At 65.9% G+C, this 24,732-nt stretch carries 19 protein-coding genes, 1 rRNA gene and 1 pseudogene; 12 read left to right on the forward strand and 9 right to left on the reverse strand.

Annotation, left to right across the window (positions count from 1 at the left end):
• Together rrf and L5G33_RS18390 are read left to right on the forward strand one after the other, a co-directional pair.
• Nucleotides 1–83, forward strand: a 5S ribosomal RNA gene (gene rrf / locus L5G33_RS19530); the annotation flags it as partial.
• A gap of 118 nt (nt 84–201) precedes the next feature.
• Nucleotides 202–921 (forward strand): TetR/AcrR family transcriptional regulator, encoded by a 720-nt coding sequence (locus L5G33_RS18390; RefSeq protein WP_236999630.1) that lies wholly within the window; start codon nt 202–204, stop codon nt 919–921.
• Here L5G33_RS18390 and L5G33_RS18395 read toward each other — a convergent pair.
• On the reverse strand, nt 884–2,266 hold the full coding sequence (locus tag L5G33_RS18395) for an amino acid permease (RefSeq protein WP_236999631.1): 1,383 nt from the start codon (nt 2,264–2,266) through the stop codon (nt 884–886). The genes L5G33_RS18390 and L5G33_RS18395 overlap by 38 nt on opposite strands.
• A gap of 24 nt (nt 2,267–2,290) precedes the next feature.
• Here L5G33_RS18395 and L5G33_RS18400 point away from each other — a divergent pair, with 24 nt between their 5' ends.
• The 5 genes from L5G33_RS18400 (at nt 2,291) to mfd (ending at nt 8,826) form a co-directional block, all read left to right on the forward strand.
• Nucleotides 2,291–2,830, forward strand: coding sequence for a GNAT family N-acetyltransferase (locus L5G33_RS18400; RefSeq protein WP_236999632.1), 540 nt, complete (start codon nt 2,291–2,293; stop codon nt 2,828–2,830).
• Between the two features lie 17 nt (nt 2,831–2,847).
• The gene (locus L5G33_RS18405; RefSeq protein WP_236999633.1) at nt 2,848–3,405 is read left to right on the forward strand and encodes a hypothetical protein; all 558 of its coding nucleotides are present in this window, start codon (nt 2,848–2,850) and stop codon (nt 3,403–3,405) included.
• 43 nt (nt 3,406–3,448) lie between these two features.
• Nucleotides 3,449–4,012 carry a copper chaperone PCu(A)C gene (locus tag L5G33_RS18410; RefSeq protein ID WP_236999634.1) on the forward strand — a complete coding sequence of 188 codons (564 nt, stop codon included), beginning with the start codon at nt 3,449–3,451 and terminating at the stop codon, nt 4,010–4,012.
• On the forward strand, nt 4,009–5,163 hold the full coding sequence (locus L5G33_RS18415; protein WP_236999635.1) for a Dyp-type peroxidase: 1,155 nt from the start codon (nt 4,009–4,011) through the stop codon (nt 5,161–5,163). The genes L5G33_RS18410 and L5G33_RS18415 overlap by 4 nt, the downstream gene beginning before the upstream one ends.
• 72 nt (nt 5,164–5,235) lie before the next feature.
• Nucleotides 5,236–8,826: a transcription-repair coupling factor gene (mfd, locus tag L5G33_RS18420; RefSeq protein ID WP_236999636.1), complete on the forward strand. Its 3,591-nt coding sequence runs from the start codon at nt 5,236–5,238 to the stop codon at nt 8,824–8,826.
• Between the two features lie 28 nt (nt 8,827–8,854).
• Here mfd and L5G33_RS18425 read toward each other — a convergent pair whose 3' ends face one another.
• Complete coding sequence (locus tag L5G33_RS18425) at nt 8,855–9,418, reverse strand: TIGR03086 family metal-binding protein (RefSeq protein ID WP_236999637.1); 564 nt, start codon at nt 9,416–9,418, stop codon at nt 8,855–8,857.
• Nucleotides 9,419–9,562: 144 nt separating this feature from the next.
• On the opposite strand from L5G33_RS18425, the gene L5G33_RS18430 reads away from it, so the two are divergent.
• Complete coding sequence (locus L5G33_RS18430) at nt 9,563–10,444, forward strand: helix-turn-helix domain-containing protein (RefSeq protein ID WP_236999638.1); 882 nt, start codon at nt 9,563–9,565, stop codon at nt 10,442–10,444.
• Between the two features lie 54 nt (nt 10,445–10,498).
• Here L5G33_RS18430 and dapA read toward each other — a convergent pair whose 3' ends face one another.
• Nucleotides 10,499–11,422, reverse strand: a complete 924-nt coding sequence (gene dapA, locus L5G33_RS18435) for a 4-hydroxy-tetrahydrodipicolinate synthase (protein WP_236999777.1) — start codon at nt 11,420–11,422, stop codon at nt 10,499–10,501.
• A 64-nt stretch (nt 11,423–11,486) separates the two neighbouring features.
• Between dapA and L5G33_RS18440 the strand changes: the two genes are divergently transcribed.
• Both L5G33_RS18440 and L5G33_RS18445 read left to right on the forward strand, forming a co-directional pair.
• Nucleotides 11,487–12,386, forward strand: coding sequence for a LysR family transcriptional regulator (locus L5G33_RS18440; protein WP_236999639.1), 900 nt, complete (start codon nt 11,487–11,489; stop codon nt 12,384–12,386).
• 131 nt (nt 12,387–12,517) lie between these two features.
• Nucleotides 12,518–13,672, forward strand: a complete 1,155-nt coding sequence (locus L5G33_RS18445) for a nucleoside triphosphate pyrophosphohydrolase (protein WP_236999640.1) — start codon at nt 12,518–12,520, stop codon at nt 13,670–13,672.
• Between the two features lie 35 nt (nt 13,673–13,707).
• Here the strand turns inward: L5G33_RS18445 and L5G33_RS18450 are convergent.
• A pseudogene (locus L5G33_RS18450) lies at nt 13,708–16,757 on the reverse strand (DEAD/DEAH box helicase); the annotation flags it as partial.
• Nucleotides 16,758–16,916: 159 nt separating this feature from the next.
• Between L5G33_RS18450 and L5G33_RS18455 the strand changes: the two are divergent.
• Nucleotides 16,917–17,126 carry a hypothetical protein gene (locus L5G33_RS18455; RefSeq protein ID WP_236999641.1) on the forward strand — a complete coding sequence of 70 codons (210 nt, stop codon included), beginning with the start codon at nt 16,917–16,919 and terminating at the stop codon, nt 17,124–17,126.
• Between the two features lie 300 nt (nt 17,127–17,426).
• Nucleotides 17,427–18,773, forward strand: coding sequence for an HNH endonuclease signature motif containing protein (locus tag L5G33_RS18460; protein ID WP_236999642.1), 1,347 nt, complete (start codon nt 17,427–17,429; stop codon nt 18,771–18,773).
• Between the two features lie 23 nt (nt 18,774–18,796).
• Here the strand turns inward: L5G33_RS18460 and efeB are convergent, their stop codons facing one another.
• The 5 genes from efeB to L5G33_RS18485 all read right to left on the reverse strand — a co-directional run bounded on the left by efeB (nt 18,797) and on the right by L5G33_RS18485 (nt 24,714).
• The gene (gene efeB, locus L5G33_RS18465; protein ID WP_236999643.1) at nt 18,797–20,080 is read right to left on the reverse strand and encodes an iron uptake transporter deferrochelatase/peroxidase subunit; all 1,284 of its coding nucleotides are present in this window, start codon (nt 20,078–20,080) and stop codon (nt 18,797–18,799) included.
• Nucleotides 20,080–21,303 (reverse strand): iron uptake system protein EfeO, encoded by a 1,224-nt coding sequence (gene efeO / locus L5G33_RS18470; protein WP_236999644.1) that lies wholly within the window; start codon nt 21,301–21,303, stop codon nt 20,080–20,082. Before efeO ends, efeB begins: the two co-directional genes overlap by 1 nt.
• Before the next feature lie 42 nt (nt 21,304–21,345).
• Nucleotides 21,346–22,269 carry an iron uptake transporter permease EfeU gene (efeU, locus tag L5G33_RS18475; RefSeq protein ID WP_236999645.1) on the reverse strand — a complete coding sequence of 308 codons (924 nt, stop codon included), beginning with the start codon at nt 22,267–22,269 and terminating at the stop codon, nt 21,346–21,348.
• A 97-nt stretch (nt 22,270–22,366) separates the two neighbouring features.
• On the reverse strand, nt 22,367–23,476 hold the full coding sequence (locus L5G33_RS18480; RefSeq protein ID WP_308191599.1) for an SRPBCC family protein: 1,110 nt from the start codon (nt 23,474–23,476) through the stop codon (nt 22,367–22,369).
• Nucleotides 23,473–24,714 carry an oxygenase MpaB family protein gene (locus L5G33_RS18485; protein WP_236999646.1) on the reverse strand — a complete coding sequence of 414 codons (1,242 nt, stop codon included), beginning with the start codon at nt 24,712–24,714 and terminating at the stop codon, nt 23,473–23,475. Before L5G33_RS18485 ends, L5G33_RS18480 begins: the two co-directional genes overlap by 4 nt.
• Nucleotides 24,715–24,732: the final 18 nt, after the last annotated feature.

The raw sequence follows: 24,732 nt of genomic DNA on the forward strand, positions 1-24,732 counted from the left end.
CCATTCCGAACCCGGAAGCTAAGCCCTCCAGCGCCGATGGTACTGCACCCTAACCAGTGTGGGAGAGTAGGACACCGCCGAACTAAACCCGAGTTAGAGCCCCCAACACCACGTGTTGGGGGCTCTAACTCTATCTCGACTCGACCTCCATCTCGCTCACTCGGGCGTCGTGGGCGAGTGGTCGCCGATAGACTGTGCGGTATGGCTATCGACAGGCCGGCGGACGGTGCGGAAGTAGTAGTGAAGGCGCCTCGCGCACGGATGACGGGCGCGCAGCGTCGTCTGCAGCTGATCGAGGTAGCGCGCGGTCTGTTCGCGGAGCGAGGCTTCGAAGGGACGTCGATCGAAGAGATCGCGCAGCGGGCCGGAGTGTCCAAGCCGATCGTCTACGAGCACTTCGGCGGCAAGGAAGGCCTCTACGCCGTCGTCGTCGACCGCGAGATGGACAAGCTGCTCGAGCTCGTGACGTCCTCGCTGACGAAGAACCGATCGCTGTACCGCATCCAGCAGGTCGCGCTCGCTCTCCTCACCTACATGGAAGAGCGGACAGACGGCTTCCGCATCCTGGTGCGCGGCGAGTCGCCGCACAGCAATAAGGATGACACCCGGTATTCGAGCCTCTTGAACGATGCGATCAGCCAGGTTGAGCACATCCTGGCGGGCGACTTCGAACGACGTGGCTTCGACCCGACGTTGGCACCGCTGTATGCGCAGGCGCTCGTCGGCATGGTGTCCGTGACCGCCCAGTGGTGGTTGGACGTCCGGGAGCCGTCGAAGGAGGTCGTGGCAGCTCATCTGGTCAACCTGTGCTGGAACGGGCTCACCCGGCTCGACCCGTCCCCGATGCTGGTTGACTCCGACTACACCGAGCCGGTCCCGCAGACTACGAGTCCGGCGAAGCGGAACGCCGCCGAGCAATGATTGTGCCCACGCCCCACAGCACGAACGCGAGGAGCGCCGTCGACGCGATCTGACCGCGCACCGAGTCGGTCCATAATCCCAGCAAAACGATCACCGCCAATGCGAGCATCGTCGCCCACGACAGATACGGGAACAGCCACATCCTCATCGGAAGGTGGACGCCCTCGCGCTCGGCGCGACGGCGCAGAACTATCTGGGCGGCAGTGATGGCCAGCCAGGTGACGAGTAACGTTGAACCGACCAACGCCAGGAGCTTGTCGAGCACCTGCTCGCCCCACACATAGTTCGCGGGCACCATCGCGAATCCGACGATGACGCTCGCCAACACCGCGATGATCGGTACCCCTCTTGTCGACGTCGTTGCGGTCTCGGACGGCGCCATACGACGCAGTCCCAACGAGAACAGCATTCGCGACGCCCCGTACAGGTTGACGTTCATCGACGATAGGAGCGCGACGACGATGATCGCGCCCATCGTCGTCGCCACCGCCGGAAGCCCCGCCTGCTCGAGGACACCGACGAACGGGCCGGACTGCAGTCGGTCGTCGGTGGCAGGCAACACCAGAATGATGATGAGGACGGACCCCACATAGAACAGCAGGATCCGCCAGACGATCGTGCGGATCGCCTTCGTCACGCTCGGCCCCGGATCGTCGGTCTCCGCGGCAGCGACGGCGATGATCTCGATGCCGCCGAACGCGAACGCGATTACCAACAGGGCAGCGGTGACGCCGCCGATTCCGTTGGGCAGGAACTCGCCGACGTTGTCGATACCCGGCGAGGGTTCCGACGTCCAACCGAACAGGTAGGCGGCGCCGATCGCCAGGAACACGACGATGAACGTGACCTTGATCAACGCGAGCCAGAACTCGAGCTCGCCGAAGTTCGCGGCGCCGGTCAAGTTGAGAGCAGTGAATACCACCATGAACACCAGCGCCCACCCCCAGGAGGGGAGGACGCCGACCAGTCCGTTGAGGCCTTCCGCAGCGGCCAGCGCTTCTGCGGAGACGACAAGGGTCATCTGGATCCACCACAGCCAGCCCATCATGAAACCTGCGCCGGGCCCGAGGGCTTTACCGACATAGTACGAGAAGGCTCCCGGATTGGGGTCGGCGGCCGCGAGCTCGCCGAGCATCCGCATCACCGACACGATGATCAAACCGATGATCGCGTAGGCGACGAGGGCAGCCGGGCCGGCCAGCGCGATCCCCTCGCCGGATCCGACGAACAGACCGGCGCCGATCGCCGAGCCGAGGCTCATCATGACGAGGTGACGCGTCCGGAGGCCCGTCTTCAAGCGGCCGTCGCCAGCGGCAGTGATGTGATCTCGCTCGGGTTCGGCCATTCCGAACAGTGTAATCGCCTAGCCATGCGGAAGAATCAGGGCATGCTCACGATGCGGGACGCGACCGTCGCCGACTGCTCCGACGTCGCCGACATCTACCGGCACTACGTCGAGACCTCGACGGCCAGCTTCGACTACGATCCACCCGACGTCGGCGAATGGGAGGCCCGCGTCGCGCACGGCCGCTCCGCGGGTCTGCCGTTCATCGTCGCGGAAGACCCCGACGTGATGCCGGGCATCGTGGGATTCGCGAGACTCGGCCCGTACCGCGGTAAGACGGGGTGGGCGTTCACTGCGGAGAACAGTATCTATCTGCGGCCCGAAGCGGCCGGTCGGGGAACCGGCGGCCGCCTACTGGGCGCGCTGATCGACAAGGCCGGACCGTCGACGGTCCGCCACATCATGGCCGTGATCTCTGACGAGGCGCCCGCATCGGTCGCGCTGCACGCCAAGGCCGGGTTCGTCGAATCCGGCCGCACCCCGAACGTCGGATACAAGTTCGGCCGCTGGATCGGCGTCGTCTACATGCACCTCGACCTCGGCCCGGAGTCGGGGGCTCCCTGATTGGTAGGCTCAACAGCGTGTACGTCCGTCTGACCACCTCCGATTCGCCTGCCGATCCGGCGATTCACGGTGTTCTGGCGGGTGCGGTGTCAGCGACGCTCGGCATCTCCGCGCACGCGTTCGGCGGCGGCTTCGGCGATCACGGGTCGCCGACGTCCCACCTGTTGATTCTCGGCGCGCTCGCCGTCGTCGTCGGTGTCGCACGAGCAGGGCAAGTCCAGGGTCGGCGCCGGTTCACCGGCTCCGGGTGGGCGGCCACAGCCGCCGCCCTCGTCGGCGGGCAGGCGGCCACCCACGTCGCACTGGCCATGCTCGGTCACGGAGCGGTGACCCCCACCGTGCCGATGCTGGTCTGGCACGCCGTCGCGCTGCCGGTAGCGGTCGGCGTCCTCGTCGTCGCCGAGCGGCTCGCCCGCGCGTGTGGGTCGACGATCGCCGTCGTGCGACGCTTGGCCGACGGGCCCCCGACCGACGGCGACGTTGTGCCGACCGCAGCGCGTCCGGTGACGCGGCGGGCGTACTCGATCCTGCTGCAGTCCGCGACGGGCGTGCGAGGCCCTCCCGCAATGGTGTGAAGACCAACCGACCTTTCACACCTTGCTCATTTGAGGAGACCTCATGGCACGGCGCTATCTGCTGCGCTCAGCCGGCCTGACCGCGTTCGCGGCAGCCGCACTCGTATCCGCCACCTTGATCACCGCGTGTACACCCGACACCGACGACGCCGCCGACGCCGATTCGGTCACTGTTTCGCAACCGTGGATCAAAGCATCCGACGACCCGGCGGCCGACAACGGAATGACGTCGGCGTTCGCCGTCGTCGAGAATTCGTCCGACCACGACATCCGCATCGTCGGCGCCTCCAGCGACGTGGCGAAGAACGTCGAACTGCACGAGGTCGTCGAGTCGGGCGGAGAGACCACCATGCGGGAAGTCGACGGCGGCATCGTCGTTCCGGCCAACGGATCGGTGACCCTCGACCCGGGCGGCGAACACTTCATGTTGATGGACGTGACGAAGCCCATCCGAGCGGGCGACGTCGCGACGATCACCGCGCGATTCGACGACGGATCGACCGAGACGATCGACGCGCTCGCACGTGACTTCGACGGCAACCAGGAGAACTACTCCCCGTCCGCTGCTGCCCCCGTCGAGGGCGGCGCCCACGGCGGGCACAGTTGACCCGGTTCTCCCGGAGAACACTGCTGACCGGCGGAGTCGGTCTCGCAGGCCTCGGTGTCGGCGCGGCCGCAGTCGGTGTCGGACAAGAACTGTCCGAACCGGCGACGGCCCCGTCGACGCTGCCGTTCTTCGGTGACCACCAGTCGGGGATCGTCACCCCGATGCAGGCACACGCGAACTTCATCGGCCTCGACCTGATCGACGCAGCCGACCACACGGCCCTACAGGGCATGTTGCGGTTGTGGACGCAGGACGCGGCCAACCTGACGCAGGGCGAACCCGGATTCTCCGACACTGAGCCCGAACTCGCGGGCGCTCCGGCGCGGCTGTCGATCGCGGTCGGGTTCGGTCCGGGAGCATTCGCGTCGCAGGTGTTGGCGGCGAAGAAGCCTGCGTGGTGCGCGCCGCTCCCCGCATTCGGCATCGACCGACTGCAGGAACGGTGGGGACAGACTGACGTGGTCGTCGCGGTCGCCTGTGATGATCCGATGACCCTCGCACACGCGGTGCGGATGGTCGTCGCGCCGGTCCGACGGCGGATGCGGGTGCGGTGGATGCAACAGGGGTTCCACCACCGCCGCAACCTGTTCGGGCAAGTCGACGGCACCGTCCAACCGTCCGACGACAGGCACGACGACCTCGTGTGGGACGACGGCGCCGAGCAGGCGTGGATGGCGGATGGAACGTCTCTCGTGCTGCGGCGGATCGCCATGAACATGGACACGTGGGAGGCGCTCGACCGGCGCGGGCGCGAACTGTCGGTGGGACGTTCCCTCGACACCGGTGCGCCGTTGACGGGCACGACCGAAACCGACGAGGCCGTGTTCTCCGCGACCAAGGGAGGCATCCCGGTGATCCCGGAGTCGGCGCACATCGCTCGGGCACACCAGCGTTCGGACCGTGAACAGTTCCTACGCCGGCCGTACAGCTACGACCTCGCGCCGCCCGGCGTCGACGGCGACACGTCCGACAGCGGCCTGATCTTCGCTGCCTACCAACGCGATCCGCTGGCGCAGTATCTGCCTGTGCAGCAACGGCTCGCCGACCACGACGCCCTCAATGAGTGGACTACGCCGATCGGCTCCGCCGTGTACGCGATGCTTCCGGGTGCTCGGCCGGGGTCGTACTTGGGGGCGCCGTTGTTCGAGTGAACGTAGTGCGCTCGATCCGCAGCTGAGCCGCCCGACTTCGCATGATCACGGTCCGCGAATAGAGTGAACCGAGTGGCGACCACCGAAGAGATCCCTGGGACGACGCTGTCCGGACTGACTGCTTTCGCTCTGCGTGACGATGCGTTCGCGCAGATCAGGGAACGGGCGGCGCGGTCGCGACTTGCGGTGAGCGCGCCGGACGCCGTGCGGCCGTTCCTGGTGGCGGCTCTGGCAGCGACCGACGATGCTCCGGTCCTGGTGGTGACGGCGAACGGTCGGGAGGCCGACGACCTGACAGCCGAACTGTCGGAGTTGTTGCCGGACCGGGAGTCGGTCGCGCAGTTCCCGTCGTGGGAGACCCTCCCACACGAGCGGCTGTCGCCGAGCGCAGACACGGTCGGTGCGCGGCTCGCGGTTCTGCACCGGTTGGCCTCGCCTGCCGAGTCTCCGTTGGCGGTGGTCGTGACGACGGTGCGGTCGTTGGTGCAGCCGATGGCGCCCGGCCTCGGCCAGCTGCGGACGCTGACCCTGTCCGAGGGCGTCGACGTCGAGTTCGACGGGCTCATCGAACAACTCGTCGAGATGGCGTACGAACGCGTCGACATGGTCGGGCGACGCGGCGAGTTCGCCGTGCGAGGAGGCATTCTCGACGTCTTCCCGACGACCGCCGACTACCCGGTGCGCGTCGAGTTCTGGGGCGACGAGATCACCGACATGCGTGCGTTTTCCGTCGCCGATCAGCGGACCCAGCCGGAGATCGACTGTTCATCCGTGCAGGTCCACCCGTGTCGTGAACTCGTGCTGACCGCTCAGGTGCGCGAGCGGGCCGCCGAACTCGCCGAGTCGACGTCGGACGAAGCGCTGCGCGAGATGCTGACGAAGCTCGCCGAAGGCATGCCCGTCGACGGGATGGAGGCACTGATTCCGGCGCTCGTCGACGGCGAGATGCAACTGCTCACTGAGGTGATGCCCGACGGCGTTCGCGTGCTGGTCCTCGACCCGGAGAAGGTGCGTACCCGGGCCGTCGACCTCGCGCGGACCGGCGAAGAGTTCCTGGAAGCATCGTGGAATGCGGCGGCCCTCGGTGCGGACGCACCCGTCGACGCGCGTGCCATCGATTTGACCGCGAGCGCGTACCGGCCGGTCGAGGAGGTCGAGTCGGTGACGGTCGCCGCAGGTCACTCGTGGTGGACGTTGAGCCCGCTCGCCGCAGGTGACGGCGACGAACTGGTGTTGAACGTCGAGCCGGGGCCGACGCCGCACGGCGACGAGAAGGAGCTCGCCGTCCTGATGGCGTCGCTGCGCGCCCAGCTCGCGTCGGGTGGCCGGGCCGCGATCGTGGCCGCGGGCCGCGGCACCGCGACGCGCTTCGTCGAACGACTCGGTGAGGCCGAGGTACCTGCGCGCCTGATGGACGACGGCGCCGAACCGCCCGCCGACGCGGTCGGCGTCTACCACGGGACGCTGCGGCGCGGACTGACCCTGGGGCTCGGCTCCGAGGGGAGCGCGGGACTGATCATCACGACCGAAGCCGATATCACCGGTACGCGCGTGACCGGTGTGAAGGACGGTCGGCGGCTGCCGGCGAAGCGTCGCAACCAGGTGGACCCGCTCGCGCTGGTCGCAGGCGACATGGTGGTCCACGACCAGCACGGAATCGGCAAGTTCGTCGAGATGATCGAACGGACCGTCTCGGGTGCGCGCCGCGAATACCTGGTCATCGAGTACGCGCCGGGCAAGCGCGGCCAGCCGGGCGATCGTCTGTTCGTGCCGATGGAAGCGCTCGATCAACTGTCGCGCTATGTCGGCGGCGAGCAGCCGTCGCTGAGTAAGCTCGGCGGGTCCGACTGGGCGAACACCAAAAAGAAGGCGCGCAAGGCGGTCCGCGAGATCGCGGGCGAACTCGTCCAGCTGTACGCGGCCCGCCACGCCGCGCCGGGGTTCTCGTTCAGTCCGGACACCCCGTGGCAGCGAGAGATGGAGGACGCGTTCGACTACACGGAGACCGTCGACCAGATGACGGTGATCTCCGAGGTGAAAGCCGACATGGAGAGGCCGGTCCCGATGGACCGAGTCGTCGTCGGCGACGTCGGATACGGCAAGACCGAGATCGCGGTCCGCGCCGCGTTCAAGGCGGTGCAGGACGGGAAGCAGGTCGCGGTACTCGTGCCGACGACGATCCTGGCCGGGCAGCACTTGCAGACGTTCACCGAACGCATGGCCGGGTTTCCAGTCAAGGTTCGCGGGCTGTCGCGGTTCACCGATCCGGGGGAGTCGAAGGAGATCCTCGCGCAGATGGCGGACGGCGAAGTCGACATCGTGATCGGCACCCACCGGCTGTTGCAGACCGGTGTGCGGTGGAAGGATCTCGGCCTGGTCATCGTCGACGAGGAGCAACGGTTCGGTGTCGAGCACAAGGAGCACATCAAGGCGCTGCGCACGCACGTCGATGTGTTGACGATGTCGGCGACGCCGATCCCGCGAACCCTCGAGATGTCGATGGCGGGGATCCGTGAGATGTCGACGATCCTCACCCCACCTGAGGAACGCCATCCGGTCCTCACCTACGTCGGCGCGTACTCGCCGAAGCAGGTGGCCGCCGCGATCCGCCGTGAACTGTTGCGTGACGGCCAAGTGTTCTTCGTGCACAACCGGGTGTCGACGATCGACAAGGTGGCCCGCGACCTCGCTGCGATGGTCCCGGAGGCTCGTGTCGTCGTCGCGCACGGTCAGATGGGTGAAGACCAGTTGGAGAGCACCGTCGACGCGTTCTGGAACCGCGAGTACGACGTGCTGGTGTGCACGACGATCATCGAGACGGGAATGGACATCTCGAACGCGAACACGTTGATCGTCGACCGCGCTGAGAACTTCGGTCTCTCGCAGCTGCACCAGCTGCGCGGTCGTGTGGGACGTTCCCGCGAACGCGGCTACGCGTACCTGCTGTACAGCGGCGACAAGCCGTTGACCGAGACCGCGTACGACCGTCTCGCGACCATCGCCCAGAACAACGAGTTGGGCGCAGGCATGGCGGTCGCGTTGAAGGATTTGGAGTTGCGCGGCGCGGGCAACGTGTTGGGCGCCCAGCAGTCCGGTCACGTCGCGGGCGTCGGCTTCGACCTGTACGTGCGTCTCGTCGGTGAAGCCGTCGAAGCGTATCGCGCTGCCGCGGACGGTAGTCCGGTGCAGACGCAGGAGTCGGCGGAGGTGCGGATCGACCTGCCGGTGGACGCCCACATCCCGACCGAGTACGTCGAAGCGGACCGGTTGCGGTTGGAGGCCTACCGGAAGCTCGCGTCGGCGAGCAGCGACAGCGACGTCGACGAGGTGCTCGTCGAACTCGCCGACCGCTACGGGCCTCCACCGGTCCAAACTGAGCGTCTCGCGGCCATCGCGCGATTGCGCCTGCGGTGCCGCGAGCGGGGCGTGACCGAGATCGGGTTGGCCGGCCAGTCGGTGAAGGTCGCGCCGATGATCCTGCTCGACAGCCAGCAGATCCGTCTCAAGCGGATGTTCTCGTCGGCGCAGTACCGTGCCACCACGCACACTGTCACGCTCCCGATCCCGCGGACCGGCGGCGTCGGTTCGCCGCGGCTGCGCGATACGGAACTGATTGACTACGTCGTCGGTTTCCTCCAGGCGATCGCACCGTTGGACGCGTGACGGGCGACGCCGCCGAAGCTGTTTTCACTTACCGCATCGGGCGACGTCCCGATAGTCCGACGAGTCGTTCCAACGGTGTTGCCGACTCCGCGACGGGGACGGCGGCGGCGAACGCTTTACCCTCGCCTTGGAAGTCGGGCGTCAGCATGGCGGGCGCGACGGCCAGGGACGCTTCGACTGCCTCGTCGTCGGGACTCCAGTCCAGACCGGCCGCTTGGGCGAGATCCCATCCGTGCATCTGGTACTCCCAGAGGATCATCGACGCGGCCATGTCGCCGGGCATCCCCGCGTCGCCGATCTTCAACGGCTCGGCGAGAGCGGCGGGCAGCACGGTTCGCAGGCGGTCGGCGGCGGCACGTACCTGCGCGGCTCCACTGCCGGAGACGGTGACTGCGTCGGGGTCGCTGCAGGTGTGGTCGTCGGCGGTGAAGCCGTCGGTGAACGCGGTCAGCCACCCGACGATGTGGCCGCGGAGCGCGGCGACGTCGAACTCGGTGCAGGGCGTGGGCGCGGTCGAGGGTATGTCGGCGGCCTGGTCGAGCAGGTCGGCGAGCTGATCGAGGGCGCGGATGAGGGCGGCTGACGTGTCCATGCCGGCGACGTTACGGATGCACCGAGCTGCTTCTCTTGAAGATTCGCGACACATCCGTGAGCAAACCGACACCTGTCAGCGCGAACACCCCTCTACTGCCCATCGCACCGCCTGAGCGGTGTAGGTTCGCGTTACGCTTCCCTCGTGCACGCTGGCGCTCGCTCTTCGTTCGATGGACACACGCGCGGCATTCTCGAACCGGCCCGCATGTTCTCCGTGGTGGACTTCGACCGTTATCCGGCTCCTCCCGAGCTCGACGGGCTGATCGAATGGTTTTGGTCGGTGCGCTGGGATCTCCCTGGCGAGCAACGACATCGGCAGCCGATATTGGCGACGCCCGCGGTGAACGTCAGCGTCGGAACGTCGCCTGCCCCCGGCGACGCCCCGCCGCCCGGCCCCTATCCGTTGGCTGCGAAGTTCAACGGCGTCACCACCCAGGTGACGGTTCGGACGTTGAGTGGGAGGGGCTGGAATGTCGCGGCGAAGTCGACAGTCGGCGGGTTCGGCGCGTGGATCGACGACGTCCACGAGGTCAACGACACTCATCTGGGCCTCGCGGACGTGGTGGTCGTCGACGGTGGGCTGGCCGCGGCGGTCGCAGCACGTCCGTGGGGCGACGAACGGGTCGCCCCAATCGGTGATGCGCTCGTCGCGCTGCTGGCCGACCGTCCGCAGGCGCGGATCGATCGAGCCAGAGAGGTGTCGGCGATCGCTTCCGCGGCCGAACACGACCGTTCCATCGCGACCGTCGGGCAACTCGCCAAGCTCGGTGGGGTCACCGGTCGCACACTGCAGCGGATGTTCATCTCGTGCGCGGGCGTCTCACCGACGTGGACGATCCGTCGCTTCCGGCTCATCGATGCGGCCGAACACGTGCGGGACGGGAACGTCCCGGATTGGGCCGGACTCGCCGCAGAACTCGGGTATGCCGATCAGGCTCATCTGACGAGGGACTTCACCGCAACCATCGGGATGTCGCCCGGTGCGTATGCGGCGGCGAATCGGGTCGGCGGCAGTCAGCCCTGAGGTCGCGTCAGCGGCCAGAGGTTGTACGTCAGATCAAGCTCTCCGCGCGGCCGGTCATGCGGAGTGGGCTTCCGCGTGCACGGCCAGCGCGGACACGATCTGCCCGGCTTCGTCGGACGTCGCCTCGGTGAGCGGCGGGCGGACCGTCGCGTGGGTGATGACGCCGAGTTCACGCAAGGCGACCTTCGCGGCGACAGCACCCCCGGTGGCGATCGAGTTGAGCGCCGTCGCGGCGGGGATCAGATCGCGGTTGATCTCGCGTGCGGTCGGCAGATCGTTGTCGGCGACGGCCTTGATGAGCGCGGCGTTCGCGGCCGAACGGACGGCACCGACGACGCTCACGACCCCGGTGGCCCCCGCCGACAGGTACGGCAGGTTGAGGCCGTCGCTGCCGCAGTAGAACGCCATCGGACATTCGGCCATCACGGCCATGGCTTGTGCGATGTCGCCGGTCGCATCTTTGACGGCCAGGATTCTCGGATGTTGGGCGAGTTCCATGAGCGTCGCGGTCGCGATGGGGAGGCCGGTGCGGTGGGGGACGTCGTAGAGCATCACGGGCAGGTCGGTGGCGTCGGCGACGGCGCGGAAGTGGGTGGCGACGCCGACCTGTGACGGCCGCGAGTAGTACGGGGTGACGACGAGGAGGGCGTCGGCGCCCGCTGCCGCGGCGAGGCGCGCGCGCCGGATGGTGGAGAGCGTGTCGTTGGTGCCGACCCCGGCGATGATCCGGGCGCGGCCTTTCGCCTTCGATGCGGCCAGTCGGATGATCTGTGCCAGTTCGTCTTCGGACAGCGTCGGCGACTCGCCGGTGGTTCCGGCGACGACGATGCCGTCACAGCCGTTCTTGACCAGATGCTTCACCATTGCCTTGAATCCGGACTCGTCGACCGAGTAGTCGGGGTTCATCGGAGTCGGGACGGCGACAAGGTTGGTGCCGAAAGCGTGGGCGGCAACGGGCGCGAGCATCATGACTCCCATTCTCACGACGATCATCGTCAACGACAAGCGAACAGTTCTACGTCACATTGATTACGATCGCTTCATGATTGATGTGTCGGCCCTACAGGCTCTCCGCGCGCTCGCGGATCTCGGAACGATGAGCCGCGTCGCGGACGATCTGGGGTTCACCGCGTCGGCGATTTCCCAGAAGATCAAGCGGCTCGAAGCGGAGGTCGGCGTGCGGTTGGTGTCGCCCGCGGGGCGTCGTGTGGTGTTGACGGCGGCCGGGCGGGCGCTGGTCGAGTCGGTGCCGGGAGTCGTGCAGGCGTTGGAGCAGTCGGTCTCGGCGGCGAGGTCGGCGGATGCCGGTGTGCCGCGCGGAATGTTCCGGATCGTCGCGTTCTCGACGGCAGTCCGTGGGATCGTCGCGCCGGTGCTTGCCGGGTTGGCTGTCGACTATCCGGATCTCCGTGTCGAGATCGTTGAGGGAGACCCGGTTCCGGCGGTGTACGCCGTCGAGTCGGGCGGTGCGGACCTCGCGTTGGTGCACGACGCGGATGGGGTGCCGACTCCGGTGTCGCCCGGTGTCCGGCCGTCGTTGTTGCACACCGACGTCGGCGACCTCGCGGTTCCCGCTGGGCATCCGCTCACGCATTTCGACGAGCCGATCGGAATGGAAGACCTCGCGGGCTGTCGGTGGGTGACTTCTCCGCCGGGGACCGTGTGCCATCAATGGTTCCAGCGGATGTTCGCCGGAAGCGTTGCTGAGCCCGACGTCGTGCATTCGGTCGACGACTTCAGCACGCAGATGGCGCTCGTCGCGTCGGGCGACGTGGTCGCGTTGATCCCGCGTCTGGCACGTCCGACTCCGCCTGCGGGCGTGGAGCTTCGGCCGTTGAAGCAGGCGCCGCGCAGGGTGGTCCACGCGGTGTGGCGGCGCAGCAGTGAGGACGATCCAGCGCTGCGGGCCGTCGTCGCCGCGCTGGAGGCCGAAGCGTCGTAGGTCGCAGTGCTGGTCGCGCCGATCGGGCCGCTGTCGTCGGGGCGAGACCCCAACTGCGCGTTGGCACCATGTCGTAGGTCGATGACCGACTAAGGTCGTCCTGACAGAGTTTTCTCCGGGGAGGAGTGCACATGCCCGTCGTTCTGCTCGATCCTTCGCGGCCCGACATGGTGCCTGCGGGTGCCGTCGGGTTGATGTCGGGAACTATCGCCGTCACGGAGGAGGTTCATCCGAATCTGTTGTGGCAGTTGCCCGATTACGTCCTTGTGGGCGACCGCGCCCAGAACTTCGATGTGCTCGTCTCGTCGGACAAGCGTCATCCTGCGGTGCGTGCACGGATCGACGCCGGGGAGCGCGTCGTCGAGGGCGAGCCGGTCAAGGGCAGCACCATCTTGCGTGCCGTCGATTTGATGGATCGGCTGCGGCGCACCGGGCCGTGGGAGCAGCGGCAGACGCACGACTCGTTGCGGCGGTACCTCGTCGAAGAGGTCTACGAACTGTTGGACGCGATCGACAACGGGTCGCGCGATGAGTTGAAGTCCGAGCTGGGCGACTTGCTGCTCCAAGTACTGTTCCATTCCCGGATCGCGGCCGACGCGATCGATGGATTCGACATCGACGACGTGGCGCAGAGTTTCGTCGACAAGGTGTCGTACCGGACGCCCGGAGTGCTCGGCGGCGAACACGCCGATCTGGAGCGCCAGATCAACGAGTGGGAGGCCGCGAAGGCTGCCGAACGTGAGGCGCAGCGGGGGAGCGTGTTGGACGGGATTGTCACCACGCAGCCTGCTCTCGCGTTGACGCAGAAGATCTTCGAGCGGCTCGCGGGCGCCGATTTTCCGATCGCCGCGGTCAGTCCGTCGCTCTATCAGGTGGGCGTCCCGTTCCGTAAGCATGCGACGGTCAGTGTCGAGGACGAGCAGCGTCGTCGTGCGATCATCCTGATGGATCAGGTCCGCGCCGCCGAAGCCGCTGCCAGTGGGGACGGCGTATGGCTCACCGACGCGAACACGTGGCGCAAGTACCTCGGCATGGACTACGACGAGAACGCTTTCGACGACGACCTCGACACCGGCGAGATCCCTGTCATCGCTGAGGATGAGTGGATCGTCAGCTCGCTCGACGAAGAGGGCGAGGACGATGCCGATTACGAGGAGGTTGCTGTCGACGCCGACCCGATCGACTCGGACAACGAGTCCGAACGCAGCAGGGTCTCAGACGTGAAGGTGCGGAAAGACGTGCCCGGGATCGTGGTCGTCGAGAAGTGGAGCGCGGAGGAGGAGTGAGTGGTCCGTCTAGGTCGCTGTAGTCCTCGATCGTTGAACAGTTCCGCCGGCATCTCGTGCGCCAACCTCCAGGTGATCGAGATCGGGCGATTGCCGCTGTAGTCCGCGATCGTTGCAGGGCCGAGAAAGGTGTAAGGGCTCACCCCGTACTCGCTCGACGCGTGTTCTCTCACGAATAGCAAGACTGTGCTGTCGCCATTGATGTATCGCTGACCTGTTGGGGACTCCTGGCGTGTGGTCGACTGCGACTCCCAATGAAACAGTGACCGGCTGACTGGGTAGTCGCGATACATAGTCGTGGGGGAGAACGACTTTTCGTTCTTGACGAGCGTCACGAAGAAGGCATCAACGTTCAAGTGCTTGACGTACTTGACACCCTCCCGGAAGTTGGACGGGACTGAGTCGTACGATGCTTCGCCGAGTGCTCCGAGTATCTCTTCACGTTGGTAGTTTGCATGAACTTGGAGCGGAGCAAGCAGTGGGTGATTCGTGAGCGAGTGCGTCGTGTGACGCGTTTGGTCGAACGCGAAGTCGGTGATGGCGACCAGTTCGTCGCGGGCTTCGCGCTCGGACCTCAGTGCCACGAGTGCGTCGTCGATCGACGAAAATCCACCACCGGTAGGCCAGACCGAGAAGACGAGCATGGCGGCAAGGCGCTGCTCTGTGTGCGTCATATCCGCGCATCGAGTGTCGTGGTTGAGGAGATGTCGATAACCATTAGCCCGAACCGGATCGTCGATATGTGTGAAAGATCGATTGCGAGAGAGGATCTGTGATTCGAGCGCAGATCCAGGCTCGATTAGTATTTCGGCCTCTCGGCGAACAGCCGTCCACGATCGTTCGTTCTTAGCAGTCAATTCGCTCAGCGGAATCCCGGTGCCGTCCACGAAACTGCCGAGTGAGGCTCCGGGCAGCGAGCGTGCTTCGGCGACGATCTCCGGCCAACGCACCCGCATCTGGCGCTTGATGCTCGCCGGCACCCTTCCTTGTGTTTCCTCGTCGAGGACAATGCGGCATCCGGATGGCAGGGTTGGAAAGGCTTGTTCGACGTCGGTCGCAATCTTGGTCCGGCTGCGCCCGGTGATCGCGCGTAATCGCAGATCCCACCGGAACTCTTCGTGCTGCGCGCCAACGAAGTCGAGCACAGTGAGAACGGCTTTGCCATCCGCGAACCGAAGTCCGCGACCAAGCTGTTGCAGGAAGATTGTGACGCTTTCCGTCGGCCGGAGCATGAGGATGGTGTCGACAGATGGGATATCGAGACCCTCATTGAATACGTCGACGGAGAAGATGACATTAATCGTCCGGTTTTTGAGGTCGGCGATTGCTCGGACTCGGTCAACGTCTCGCGTCCCGCCGTCGACGATGGCTGCTGGGATCCCGGCCGCGGTGAACGTCTTAGCCATGTAATCGGCATGCTGACGGCTGGCACAGAACCCGAGCGCCCTCATAGCCCTGGGGTCGATGATTTGTCTCGTGATCGCACGAAGAATGATTGCGGCGCGCGCGTCGTTTCCGGTGTAGATCTTGTTGAGTTCCGACGGCTCGTAGCGACCTCGTTTCCATGTTAGACGCGATAGGTCGACCCGTCGGCGATCCCGAAGTAGTGGAAGGGGCACAGGAGTTCCGCTTCCAACGCGTCCCAGAGTCGGAGTTCGGTGGCGGTACGGTTGTCGAAGAACTCTCGGACGTTGATACCGTCGGCGCGCTCTGGCGTCGCGGTGAGACCGACGAGCTCACGCGGTGTGAAATGGCTGGTGATCGCGCGGTATGTCGGCGCAGCGCCGTGATGGAATTCGTCGACGACGACCACGTCGAAATGGTTCGGAGCGATAGTGGAGACGCCGTACGACGCAAGGGACTGAACGCTCGCGAAGACGTGGGACCAGCGTTCAGGACGAGCACCGCTCACGTACATCTCACCGAAATTTGCATCGGAGAGGACTTCGCGGTAGGTCCGACGGGCCTGGTCGAGGATCTCCTGCCGATGAGCGACGAATAGGATGCGGAGATCCTCGCCGGTCGAGCGCAGGAGGTTCCGGTAGTCGAGTGCTGCGAGAACCGTCTTGCCGGTGCCCGTCGCGGCAACCACAAGGTTTCGGTGGCGATCGTGAACCTCGCGCTCAGCGCGGATCTCGTCGAGCATCACTTGCTGGTATGGATACGGCCGGACCTCTAGACCGGAGATCGTCAGCGTCGACCTTTCACTTTTGCGGCCTCCAGACGTTTCGGCCAATGCGTCGTCGAGCCGGTCACGATCGCGGTCGGGGTCATACTCTTCGAACGAGGGGTCTTCGTTCCAGTAGGTTTCGAACGTCGATTGAAACTTGTCAATGAGGCTTGGTGTGCTGATGCGAGATAACCGCACGTTCCATTCGACGCCGTCTACGAGTGCAGCGTTCGAGAGGTTCGACGAACCAATGTAGGCGGTGTCGTAACCAGAGGTTCGGTGGAAGTGCCAAGCCTTGGCGTGAAGACGCGTGCGTAACGCGTCATACTGCACACGAACCTCAGCCCCGTACTCCCGGACAAGCCGGTCGAGCGTCGCACGCTCCGTTGAACCAAGGTAAGTGGTCGTGATTACTCGAAATGGCTTGCCGGCATCGGCCAGTGCTGTCAACTCGCGTTCGAGGAGTCGTACTCCGCTCCACCGGATAAACGCGCAAACGAGGTCCACTCGATCGGCCGACGATATTTCAGCAGGCAACTCGTGGCCGATCGACGGCTCCCCACTGGCGTTTGTCAGGAGCGCAACCTCCGATAGGGGCGTTGCCGGGCGGACCCTCGTACGATCGATGACGCCCGCCGCCGACGGACGGTAGAGCCGGAGGACTTGGCGAGCGGGATCGAGGACTGAATCGCCGGCGGCATCGAGATCGGCCAACAACTGGTTGGCGGCCGCAAGCTGCGCGCCTTGGTCAGAGATGCCGCTGAGGTGACGGAAGACGATATCACTCACATGCCGTGCGAGGACGTGTGGCTGGTCCGATTTCTCGACCGTCGACGCGTCGAATCGGAGTTCGGTCACGTTGAGTTGAGCCTGCAAGTCGTCTGTGAGGATCCGCTCGTAGATACCTTCGTCCATTCGACGAGTGTGTCAGATTCATCCGACAGTTCGGACTGTGCGGAATCGTTTCGATCATGCGCCGCTTCGTCCTTGAGCCGGTCGGAACCGCCGTCCGTGAAGCGGGGGAATTGTCGGCGGCAACTGATCTCATTTGGTTAGCGAGAACGGGAGGTGGCCGTGTCTGTGTACCGCGTCAACGTCGTCGAAGTAGTCAGGCGGTCAGCGACGATCGAGATACCTGACGGGTCCGACGTCGAGGATCCGTTGGTGCGGCGTGCAGTCGAAGACGCGGCGCGGGAAATTGCGGTCGAGATCGATGCAGGCGAAGCGCAGATCGAGATCCTGCCCGCACTCGTACCCAGATCGATCGACTGCAGGCTTACGTGAGAGACGTGCCGCTGTCGCGTGCGTCCGCAGGGCCAACGGCGAGTCGAACATAGTTTCTTGTCAGAGGTGAGTTGTACCATATTGATAGTTCTCGGGTAGCGCCGGGGGCGGGGGTTGTTTGACAAGTTGATAGCGCGCCGCAGTCCGGGCGAACCCGTTTCAAGACTGCTCGTTCCTCGGGGGAGAGTGCGAGCCGCGGGAGGAGTGCGGCGGCTGTGGCCGGGGTGGTGTCTCGGCGGTTCGTGTCCTGTTGTTCGTGCGCCGCTCGTATGAGTGGCCGTCTGGAGGGGAGGTCGTGTCATGTTCGCTTGTGATGTTCGTGAGTTCGCTGACCGGGTTGTCGATGAGCTCGCTCCACCTGCTGCCGGCGAAGTGGAGTCGGGGGAGTCTGATCGGTTGGCGTGCCGGCTCGGTCGGGCGAGCACGGTCGGGGTCGATGACGCCGAGATTCTGTCGGCGATCGTGGAGGTCGCGCGTGCACGCAATGTGCTCGATGCCGCGCAGTCGGTGTTGGTGCGTGCTGCTGAGCGGGCCGGGGTCCCGTTCCGGCGACGGGTGCGTTCGGCAGCGGGGTTGTTGACCGCGATCGGGGTCGCGCCGGCGGTGGCGCACCGCACAGTCCGCAATGGGCACCACGCCGACCGTCTGGAGGCGGTCGGGCGAGCGTTGCGGGACGGGTCGTTGTCGGCGGAGATGGCCGACGCGGTCGGCACAGGTGTTGCTGGTGTTGATCGGCGGGTTGGACTCGACGAGGCCGAACGCGGCGTGTTGGCGCGGAAGCTGTTGCTGCAGACCACGCCGGGCGAGGTTGCGGCCGCCGCCAGGGGTGAGGCGATTCGGTTGGCCGGCGAGAGTGCCGATCCGGATCGGGTTCCGGTAGCGGAGGATCCGGCGTCCAACGAGATGTCGTTGACCGTCGCCGAGGACGGTCGGATCACCTCCACGATCGATGTGGACGTGCTCACCGGGGAAGAGTTACACGCCGCGCTCGACCCGCTCTGCCGCCCGGTCCCACTGCCGGACGGGTCGCCAGATCCCAGGTCGACCGGGCAGCGGCGGGCCGATGCGCTCGGGCAGATCATCCGCACGTATCTGTCCGGGTCGGCGCGTCCCACCAGCGGGGGCGTGTTGCCGCACGCGACCCTGGTGGTCCCGACCGTCGGGAAACAATCAACCGCCTCGGTCGGTGGGGGTGTGGCCCGTCTCGGGTTCACCGGCCCGGTGTCGTCGTCGACGGTCGGGCTCGTGTTGTGTGCCGCGGCCGTGTCGGCGGTGCGGGTCGATGGCGAGGGTGTTCCGCTCGATGTCGGGCGAGAGCATCGGTTGTTTCCTCCGGGGATTCGGAAGGCGCTCGCGGTCCGTGATGGTGGGTGCGCGTTTCCCGGGTGTGGCCGCCCGGTCTCGTGGACCGATGCGCACCACTGTGTTCCGTGGTCGCGGGGCGGGGACACATCGTTGGGTAACGGTGTCCTGTTGTGTCGAATGCACCACGTGCACGTCCACCAGGGAGGGTGGGAGGTGTTCATCGGCCGCGACGGGCATCCCTGGTTCCGGCAGCCGGTCGACCCCGCACGCCCGGGCAGGCGAGGTGAACCGTTGCGCTCACACGGTCGGCGGACCATGACTATCCACCCGACAGCCGCCTGACGAGGGACGAGACGGCGGCTAGATCAGCTGAACAAGTGCTGACCCCACCATTCGCCGTCCTGCACACCGGGCGGCACCGCGAAGTTCGCGGAAGCGTTCGGGATCAGGTATTCGGTCATCGCATCCTTGCGGGAGAGCTGATGCTGCATCGGAACGAACTGTTTGAAGCTGTCCCGATTGAACGCGATGAAGAACAAGCCTGCGTCGAGGTGGCCGAAACCGTCGGAGCCGTCGGTGAAGTTGTAGCCGCGCCGCAGAATCTGCGCGCCGTTGTTCTGATCGGGGTGCGCCAGACGGACGTGCGCGGTGCGCGCGATCATCGGCGCACCGTACGACGTGATGTTGAAGTCCGGTTCGTCGAACTCCGACTCCTTACCGATCGGAGCGCCCTCGCCCTTCGTCCGGCCGACGATCGTCTCCTGCTCCTTCAAGTTCGCGCGATCCCACGGTTCGATATCCATCCGAATGCGGCGGGCGACGAGATATGTGCCGCCCGTCATCCACTGCGCCGCAGGTGGATTGTCCTTCTCGGCGACCCACACCTGCTCGTCGAGGACAGCGGTGTCCTCCGCGCGAACGTTCGCGGTCCCGTCCTTGAAACCGAACATGTTGCGGGGGGTGTCCTGCCCTCGCGTCGTCGACGACGTACGGCCGAACCCGAGCTGGGACCAGCGCACCGACACAACGCCGACACCGATCCGCGCAAGATTTCGGACCGCGTGCACGGCCACCTGCGGGTCGTCCGCGCATGCTTGAATGCAGATGTCGCCGAACGAACGGGACGGCTCGATCTTCTCCGCCGCGAACGCCGGCAGATCCGCCAGCGCAGCAGGCTTACGCGCACCGATCCCGAAACGATCCGGCCGACCCGGGTCCGACGCACTCGGCCCGAACAGTCCGGGACCGAAACCGATCGTGAGCGTGAGATGGGCGGGAGAGAGCCCGAGCGCCTCGCCGGTATCCGCAGGCGGCGCGTAATCGCCGAGGCCGAGAGCACCGTCCTCGACGGTCTCCTCGCCACGCGTCATACGTTCAGCGGCGACAGTCCACCGTTTCAACATGTCGACCAACTCGTCACGAGAATCGGTGACGACGTCGAACGCCGCGAAATGCAGACGATCCTGGGCGGCAGTCGTGATGCCGGCCTGGTGGTCGCCGCGGAACGGCACCGTCTGGTCGTCGGACGACGAATCAGCCGAACCGGCACCGTAACCGCCCGCTGCACCTGCGACACCGCCGACGACCAGCCCCGCGCCCGCCGCACCCAGCACGGCGCGACGCGAGACCGAGCTCTCCCCGGTACCCACTACTTCTTCAGCACGATGCCGGGAACCTGCGACAGGCTCGCCGACAGCGCATCGATCTTGTCCGACAATGCCTTTCGCGTGTTCTCGTCGACCTTGTCGTAGGCGACGTAACCGTCGCCCTCACGCAGCGCATCGATCGCCGACCGGACCTCACCGAACTGAGTGGTGATCTTGTTCATCAGATCCGGGCTAGCCTTGGAGATCATCGGCTGCATCTCAGCGATCAACGTCTCCGCGCCGTCGATGTTCGCCGCGAAATCCCACAGGTCCGTGTGGCTGTACCGGTCCTCTTCGCCGCCGACCTTCGTCGCCGCGATCTCGTCCACCAACGCCTGCGGGCCCTGGACGAACGACTGCGTCTCGAAATCGAAGTCCGGCTTGTTGACCTCGGTCTGCAACGTCTTCACATTCGTGACCAGCCCGTCGGCGATCTTCGCGATCGCCTCCTTCGTGTCAGCGGTCTTCGCCTGCGCGGCATCGGACGGAGCCACCTGGTCGCCCGCCTCGCCGACATCCGACGCCTGCGGCGCCCACAGGTAGCGCTCGATGCGGTGGAAGCCTGTGAACTCGACCTTGCCGTCTTCGGTGTCGTCCCAGCGCATGTCGACCATCGGATCCAGATCCGGGAAACTCTCGGCGACCGGCTCGATCCGCTCCCAGAACGTACGGACCTGGCCGAACTGTGCGCGCGCCGCATCCAGATCGCCCGACTTCACCGCGGTCGTGAAGGTCTCGGTCTGCGCGACGAGACCGTCCACCTGGCCGCGAACGTATTCGAGGTAGCGAGCCTTTGCAGCCTCGACGTCGGCCGGAGCCTCGCTCTTCTGCTTCTTCTCGCCCGACACCGTGATCTCGGTGCGGATACCCTGGCCGACCATGCCCGGCTTGCAGGCGACGGTGTACGTGCCCGGCTCGACGATCTCCACACCCAACTTGCCGGTGAGGCCCGGGCCGATGTTCTCGACTTCGCCGAGCACCCGGTTGTTATTGCCGTACACATAGAACTCGGTGACCTTCGATCCCGAGTTCGTCACCGCGAAATCGACCTGGCCGGTCTCCAACTCGGTGCTCGACAGATCGCAGGCGTCCGACGTCGACGTGACCGTGACCGCGCCCTCACCGTCGGACTTGGACTCACACGCGGCGAGAGCGATCGGCGTGGCAGCAGCCAGGCCGATGATCGTCGCGGTACGAAGACCGCGATACAGGGACGTGGGGGCCATAGGTGTTTCCTTTCGGGGGGTGAACTCGACTTGACGCGAGTATCAAGAGGCTGCGGGTTCGGACGAAGCGGCAGATGACGCCGAATCAGATCTCGCCGACGCGGCCGGATCAGTGCGCTTGCGCGACCGGCCACGGAGAACGAACAGTGCGCCGACGATCAGGACGTAGGCGACCCAGACGATCGCCTGCAGAACCGTCGGCTCAGGGCGGAAATTGAAGATGCCCTGCAACACCTCGCCGTACCACGCGCTCTGGTCGTACCAGGACGTGATGTCGAATGCGATCTCGTGCAGGCCCGGCAGCCAGCCGTACACCTGCAGAGCCCGCACCCCGTACGACGCGATGCCCGCGGCGACGACGATCAGGAACAGGCCCGTGTAGTAGAAGAACCGCGCGAAATCGATGCGGATGGCACCGCGGTACAGCAGGAACGTCAATGCGACCGCGACCACGATGCCGATCACCAGTCCGAGCAGCGGCCACGGACCGTTCGACGAACTCTCCGCGTAGCCGACCATCAGCAGCGCCGTCTCGAGACCTTCACGGCCGACCGCCAGGAAGGCGAGCCCCATGACGGCGACCGGACCGGCGGCCATCGCCGTCGACAACCCGGACTTCAATTCTCCGGAGATGCTCGCCGACGCCTTCCGCATCCACAACACCATGAACGTCACGATCACCACAGCGATGATCGACGCGATGCCCGCAATCAACTCGGCAGCCAACGACGACACCGTCGACGTGCCGAACTGGATGATCAGAAACGTGCCGATCATCAACGCGACGGCCGCCGCCACACCCGCCCAGATCCACTTCAACGCGTCCCGACGGTCCGACTTGACCGCGAACGCGATCAGGATCATCACCACAATGCCCGATTCAAGTCCCTCGCGGACACCGATCAGCCCGCTGCCGAACATCTGAGTCGCTATAGACGGCGCGCCCGACGCGGAGAGATAGATCATCGACAACTTCAGCTTTCATGAGGCAAGGCATGCCAAACGGCAACGTTTTACAATAGCCCCATCGGCCGCGCGTAGTGAACAGGCGGCAAGACTTTCGTCACGAAGCGAGTTCGACAGCCGCAGCAAAAGCGCTGAACCGGTGTCGTTGCACGTCATAGCCCTGCCTGGCGATCAAGGCATCGCGGATCTGCGGGTGTACACGCGCCGCGATTCCCGTCCACCACGGCTTATGCGACCGCGGGAGATCGTCGAGCAAACGATCGGACGCCGTCGAGAAAACGGGCGAAAGCCGTAGATAGTCCGGACGGAACTCACGCAGATCACGATCGGCGTACTCCGCGAGATGAAGGTCGGAGATGGCTCTCGGAAGATCGGCGTCGATGTGGGCCGCCACTCCCGACATCAAACCCTTCACCACCGGAACATGCGGATTGCGGTCGTCACGCAACTCGCACGTCGACCACGCTGTCTGCCACATCGGTTCGCACTGATCGCCGCGCTCGAACGCGATGAGGTTACGCGTGTAGTACTCGTCGAACACCGGGATCAGCGCCAGCACCCAGTCTGGGTTGTCGACGTCGCCACGATCGCACACGCCGATCAGCTCGTCAGTCACATACGAGTAGACACGCGCGAACCACTGCTTCGGATCGTCTGCCGCCGTGAGCCGGTCCGCGGTGGCGTGCTGTCGGGCGAGGACGTCGCGCGCGACGCGACGCGGCTCCGCCAGATCGGCGACGACACGTGGCTCGACGGTCGGTGCGGACGCCGGATCTCCCGGCTTTAGATCTGCGAGCAGGTCGAGCGACTCGGCGACCTGCCTGCGTACGGTCCTCGCGACGAGGGACGTCGCGACCCGCGACACCAGACGCATCCGCACCGTCCACGTCACGGTGCATCCAGTGGCGGTCGGTGCGATCTCTTGACGGCCGGAATGATCGAGCAGGGCGGGCCCGCCGTCGTAGACGCGGTAATCGAAGACCCGCGCGAAGTCGGAGTATTCGACGATCTCGCGGAGCTTGGCCCGACCGCCCGGAAGGGTGACGGTGCGGAGCGTCCCGACGCCGTCCGGACGATCGCCGACACCGGGTTCGCGCACCTCGATACGCGCTGTCGACCATCGGTTCATCTGCTCGGGGTCGGTGAGCATCGTCCACGCCTGTTCCGGTGAGCATGCGAGATCCTTGCGGAGACGAAAGTCGGTCACGCGACACCCCGATAGCGGTCGGCGTCGGGATTGGCCAGATCCATCCCGAGCTGCGTGGTGACCAACCGGAGCTCCCGCTGCGCGATGCGAGTGTCCGAGCCGAACACGCCGATCGCACGCAACACCTCGCGGGACCGCACCAGCGGCCGCGCCAACACCACAACGTTGTGCAAGGGCGTGGCGCGCAGCCCCAACGCGGCCGCCACGTCATCGTCGACCCATCTCGTCGACACGCTCTCGAACAGGGTTCGCAGCACCGGCCTCGTGACCGTGTGGACCGCGCCGTTGATCGCGTTCGCCACCACCGGAGGCAACGGCAACGGGAACTCGGTCCGGTACCCGTCGTCGAGCAGAGCGGTGACCAGGGTGCGGGCGTCTGGATCGGGCTCCATCCGGAACGCACGCGCGACGACGTCGATCTCCTCGGCATCGGAGAAGCTGCGCGGCAGCAGATCGTCGTCGACGCCCATCACATGGCCGATCCACCGCCACATGTGCGTGATCGCCTCCCGCTCCGCGGCCGAGTACCGCAACCCGAAGTCGTGGCCGATCCGCAGCGGAAGCGCTAAAAATCCGGCGGTGATCGTGAACTGGCCGTACGTCTGATTGATGGGCACACCCCACTGCGCCGTGTCCCACCCCTGACGATGGATCAGATGGTGGCGGACCATCGCGTGCACCAGTCGGATCCGCAACGTCTGCACCCAGCCGGGCTGCCCGACGTCCATGCAGCCGGGGGCTGTCGCGAGCGCCACCCACCGCGCCGTCGACTGGACGCGGTCCCACGTGCCCTCGGTGAGGCGACCCGTCTCGCTGAGCGGCCGAGTGAATCCGCGCGCCTGATAGCCGTAGATCAGAGACTGGTAGAGGGTCGACGACTGTAGCGACCCGAACCGCCACCACGCCATCGCCCCCGCTCGGGCGAGCGCCGGGTCGTACCAGGTCGGCAGTACGCTCGCGGCGTCGAGAAACGCGGCGAGAGCAGGGGGTTCGGTGTCGCTCAACCGGCCGGAAGGCGTGTCAAGACTCTCCAGCGCCGCCATCACATCGCCCCACGACATCGGGTCGGTGCCGTCGCGTCCAGCGAAGAACTCGTCGACCACCGCGTCAGCGAGCGGATCACCCTGCATCAAGCCCGCCGCCATCCTCGCCGCACGCTCGGGATGATCGTTCGCGACAGCGTGCCAGTTGCGGGCGCCGGTGATTGCGGCCGCGTGGTCGGCGGACATCGTCTCCATAAAAGACAGTGTGTTCTT

It is taken from the genome of Gordonia liuliyuniae, assembly GCF_021738805.1.
Taxonomy (GTDB): Bacteria; Actinomycetota; Actinomycetes; order Mycobacteriales; family Mycobacteriaceae; genus Gordonia; species Gordonia liuliyuniae.

Coding starts and splice junctions, on each gene's coding strand:
- L5G33_RS18390 (WP_236999630.1), top strand. CDS start 202: ATGGCTATCGACAGGCCGGCGGACGGTGCGGAAGTAGTAGTGAAGGCG.
- L5G33_RS18395 (WP_236999631.1), bottom strand. CDS start 2,266: ATGGCCGAACCCGAGCGAGATCACATCACTGCCGCTGGCGACGGCCGC.
- L5G33_RS18400 (WP_236999632.1), top strand. CDS start 2,291: ATGCGGAAGAATCAGGGCATGCTCACGATGCGGGACGCGACCGTCGCC.
- L5G33_RS18410 (WP_236999634.1), top strand. CDS start 3,449: ATGGCACGGCGCTATCTGCTGCGCTCAGCCGGCCTGACCGCGTTCGCG.
- L5G33_RS18425 (WP_236999637.1), bottom strand. CDS start 9,418: ATGGACACGTCAGCCGCCCTCATCCGCGCCCTCGATCAGCTCGCCGAC.
- dapA (WP_236999777.1), bottom strand. CDS start 11,422: ATGGGAGTCATGATGCTCGCGCCCGTTGCCGCCCACGCTTTCGGCACC.
- L5G33_RS18440 (WP_236999639.1), top strand. CDS start 11,487: ATGATTGATGTGTCGGCCCTACAGGCTCTCCGCGCGCTCGCGGATCTC.
- L5G33_RS18445 (WP_236999640.1), top strand. CDS start 12,518: ATGCCCGTCGTTCTGCTCGATCCTTCGCGGCCCGACATGGTGCCTGCG.
- L5G33_RS18460 (WP_236999642.1), top strand. CDS start 17,427: ATGTTCGCTTGTGATGTTCGTGAGTTCGCTGACCGGGTTGTCGATGAG.
- efeO (WP_236999644.1), bottom strand. CDS start 21,303: ATGGCCCCCACGTCCCTGTATCGCGGTCTTCGTACCGCGACGATCATC.
- efeU (WP_236999645.1), bottom strand. CDS start 22,269: ATGATCTATCTCTCCGCGTCGGGCGCGCCGTCTATAGCGACTCAGATG.
- L5G33_RS18485 (WP_236999646.1), bottom strand. CDS start 24,714: ATGGAGACGATGTCCGCCGACCACGCGGCCGCAATCACCGGCGCCCGC.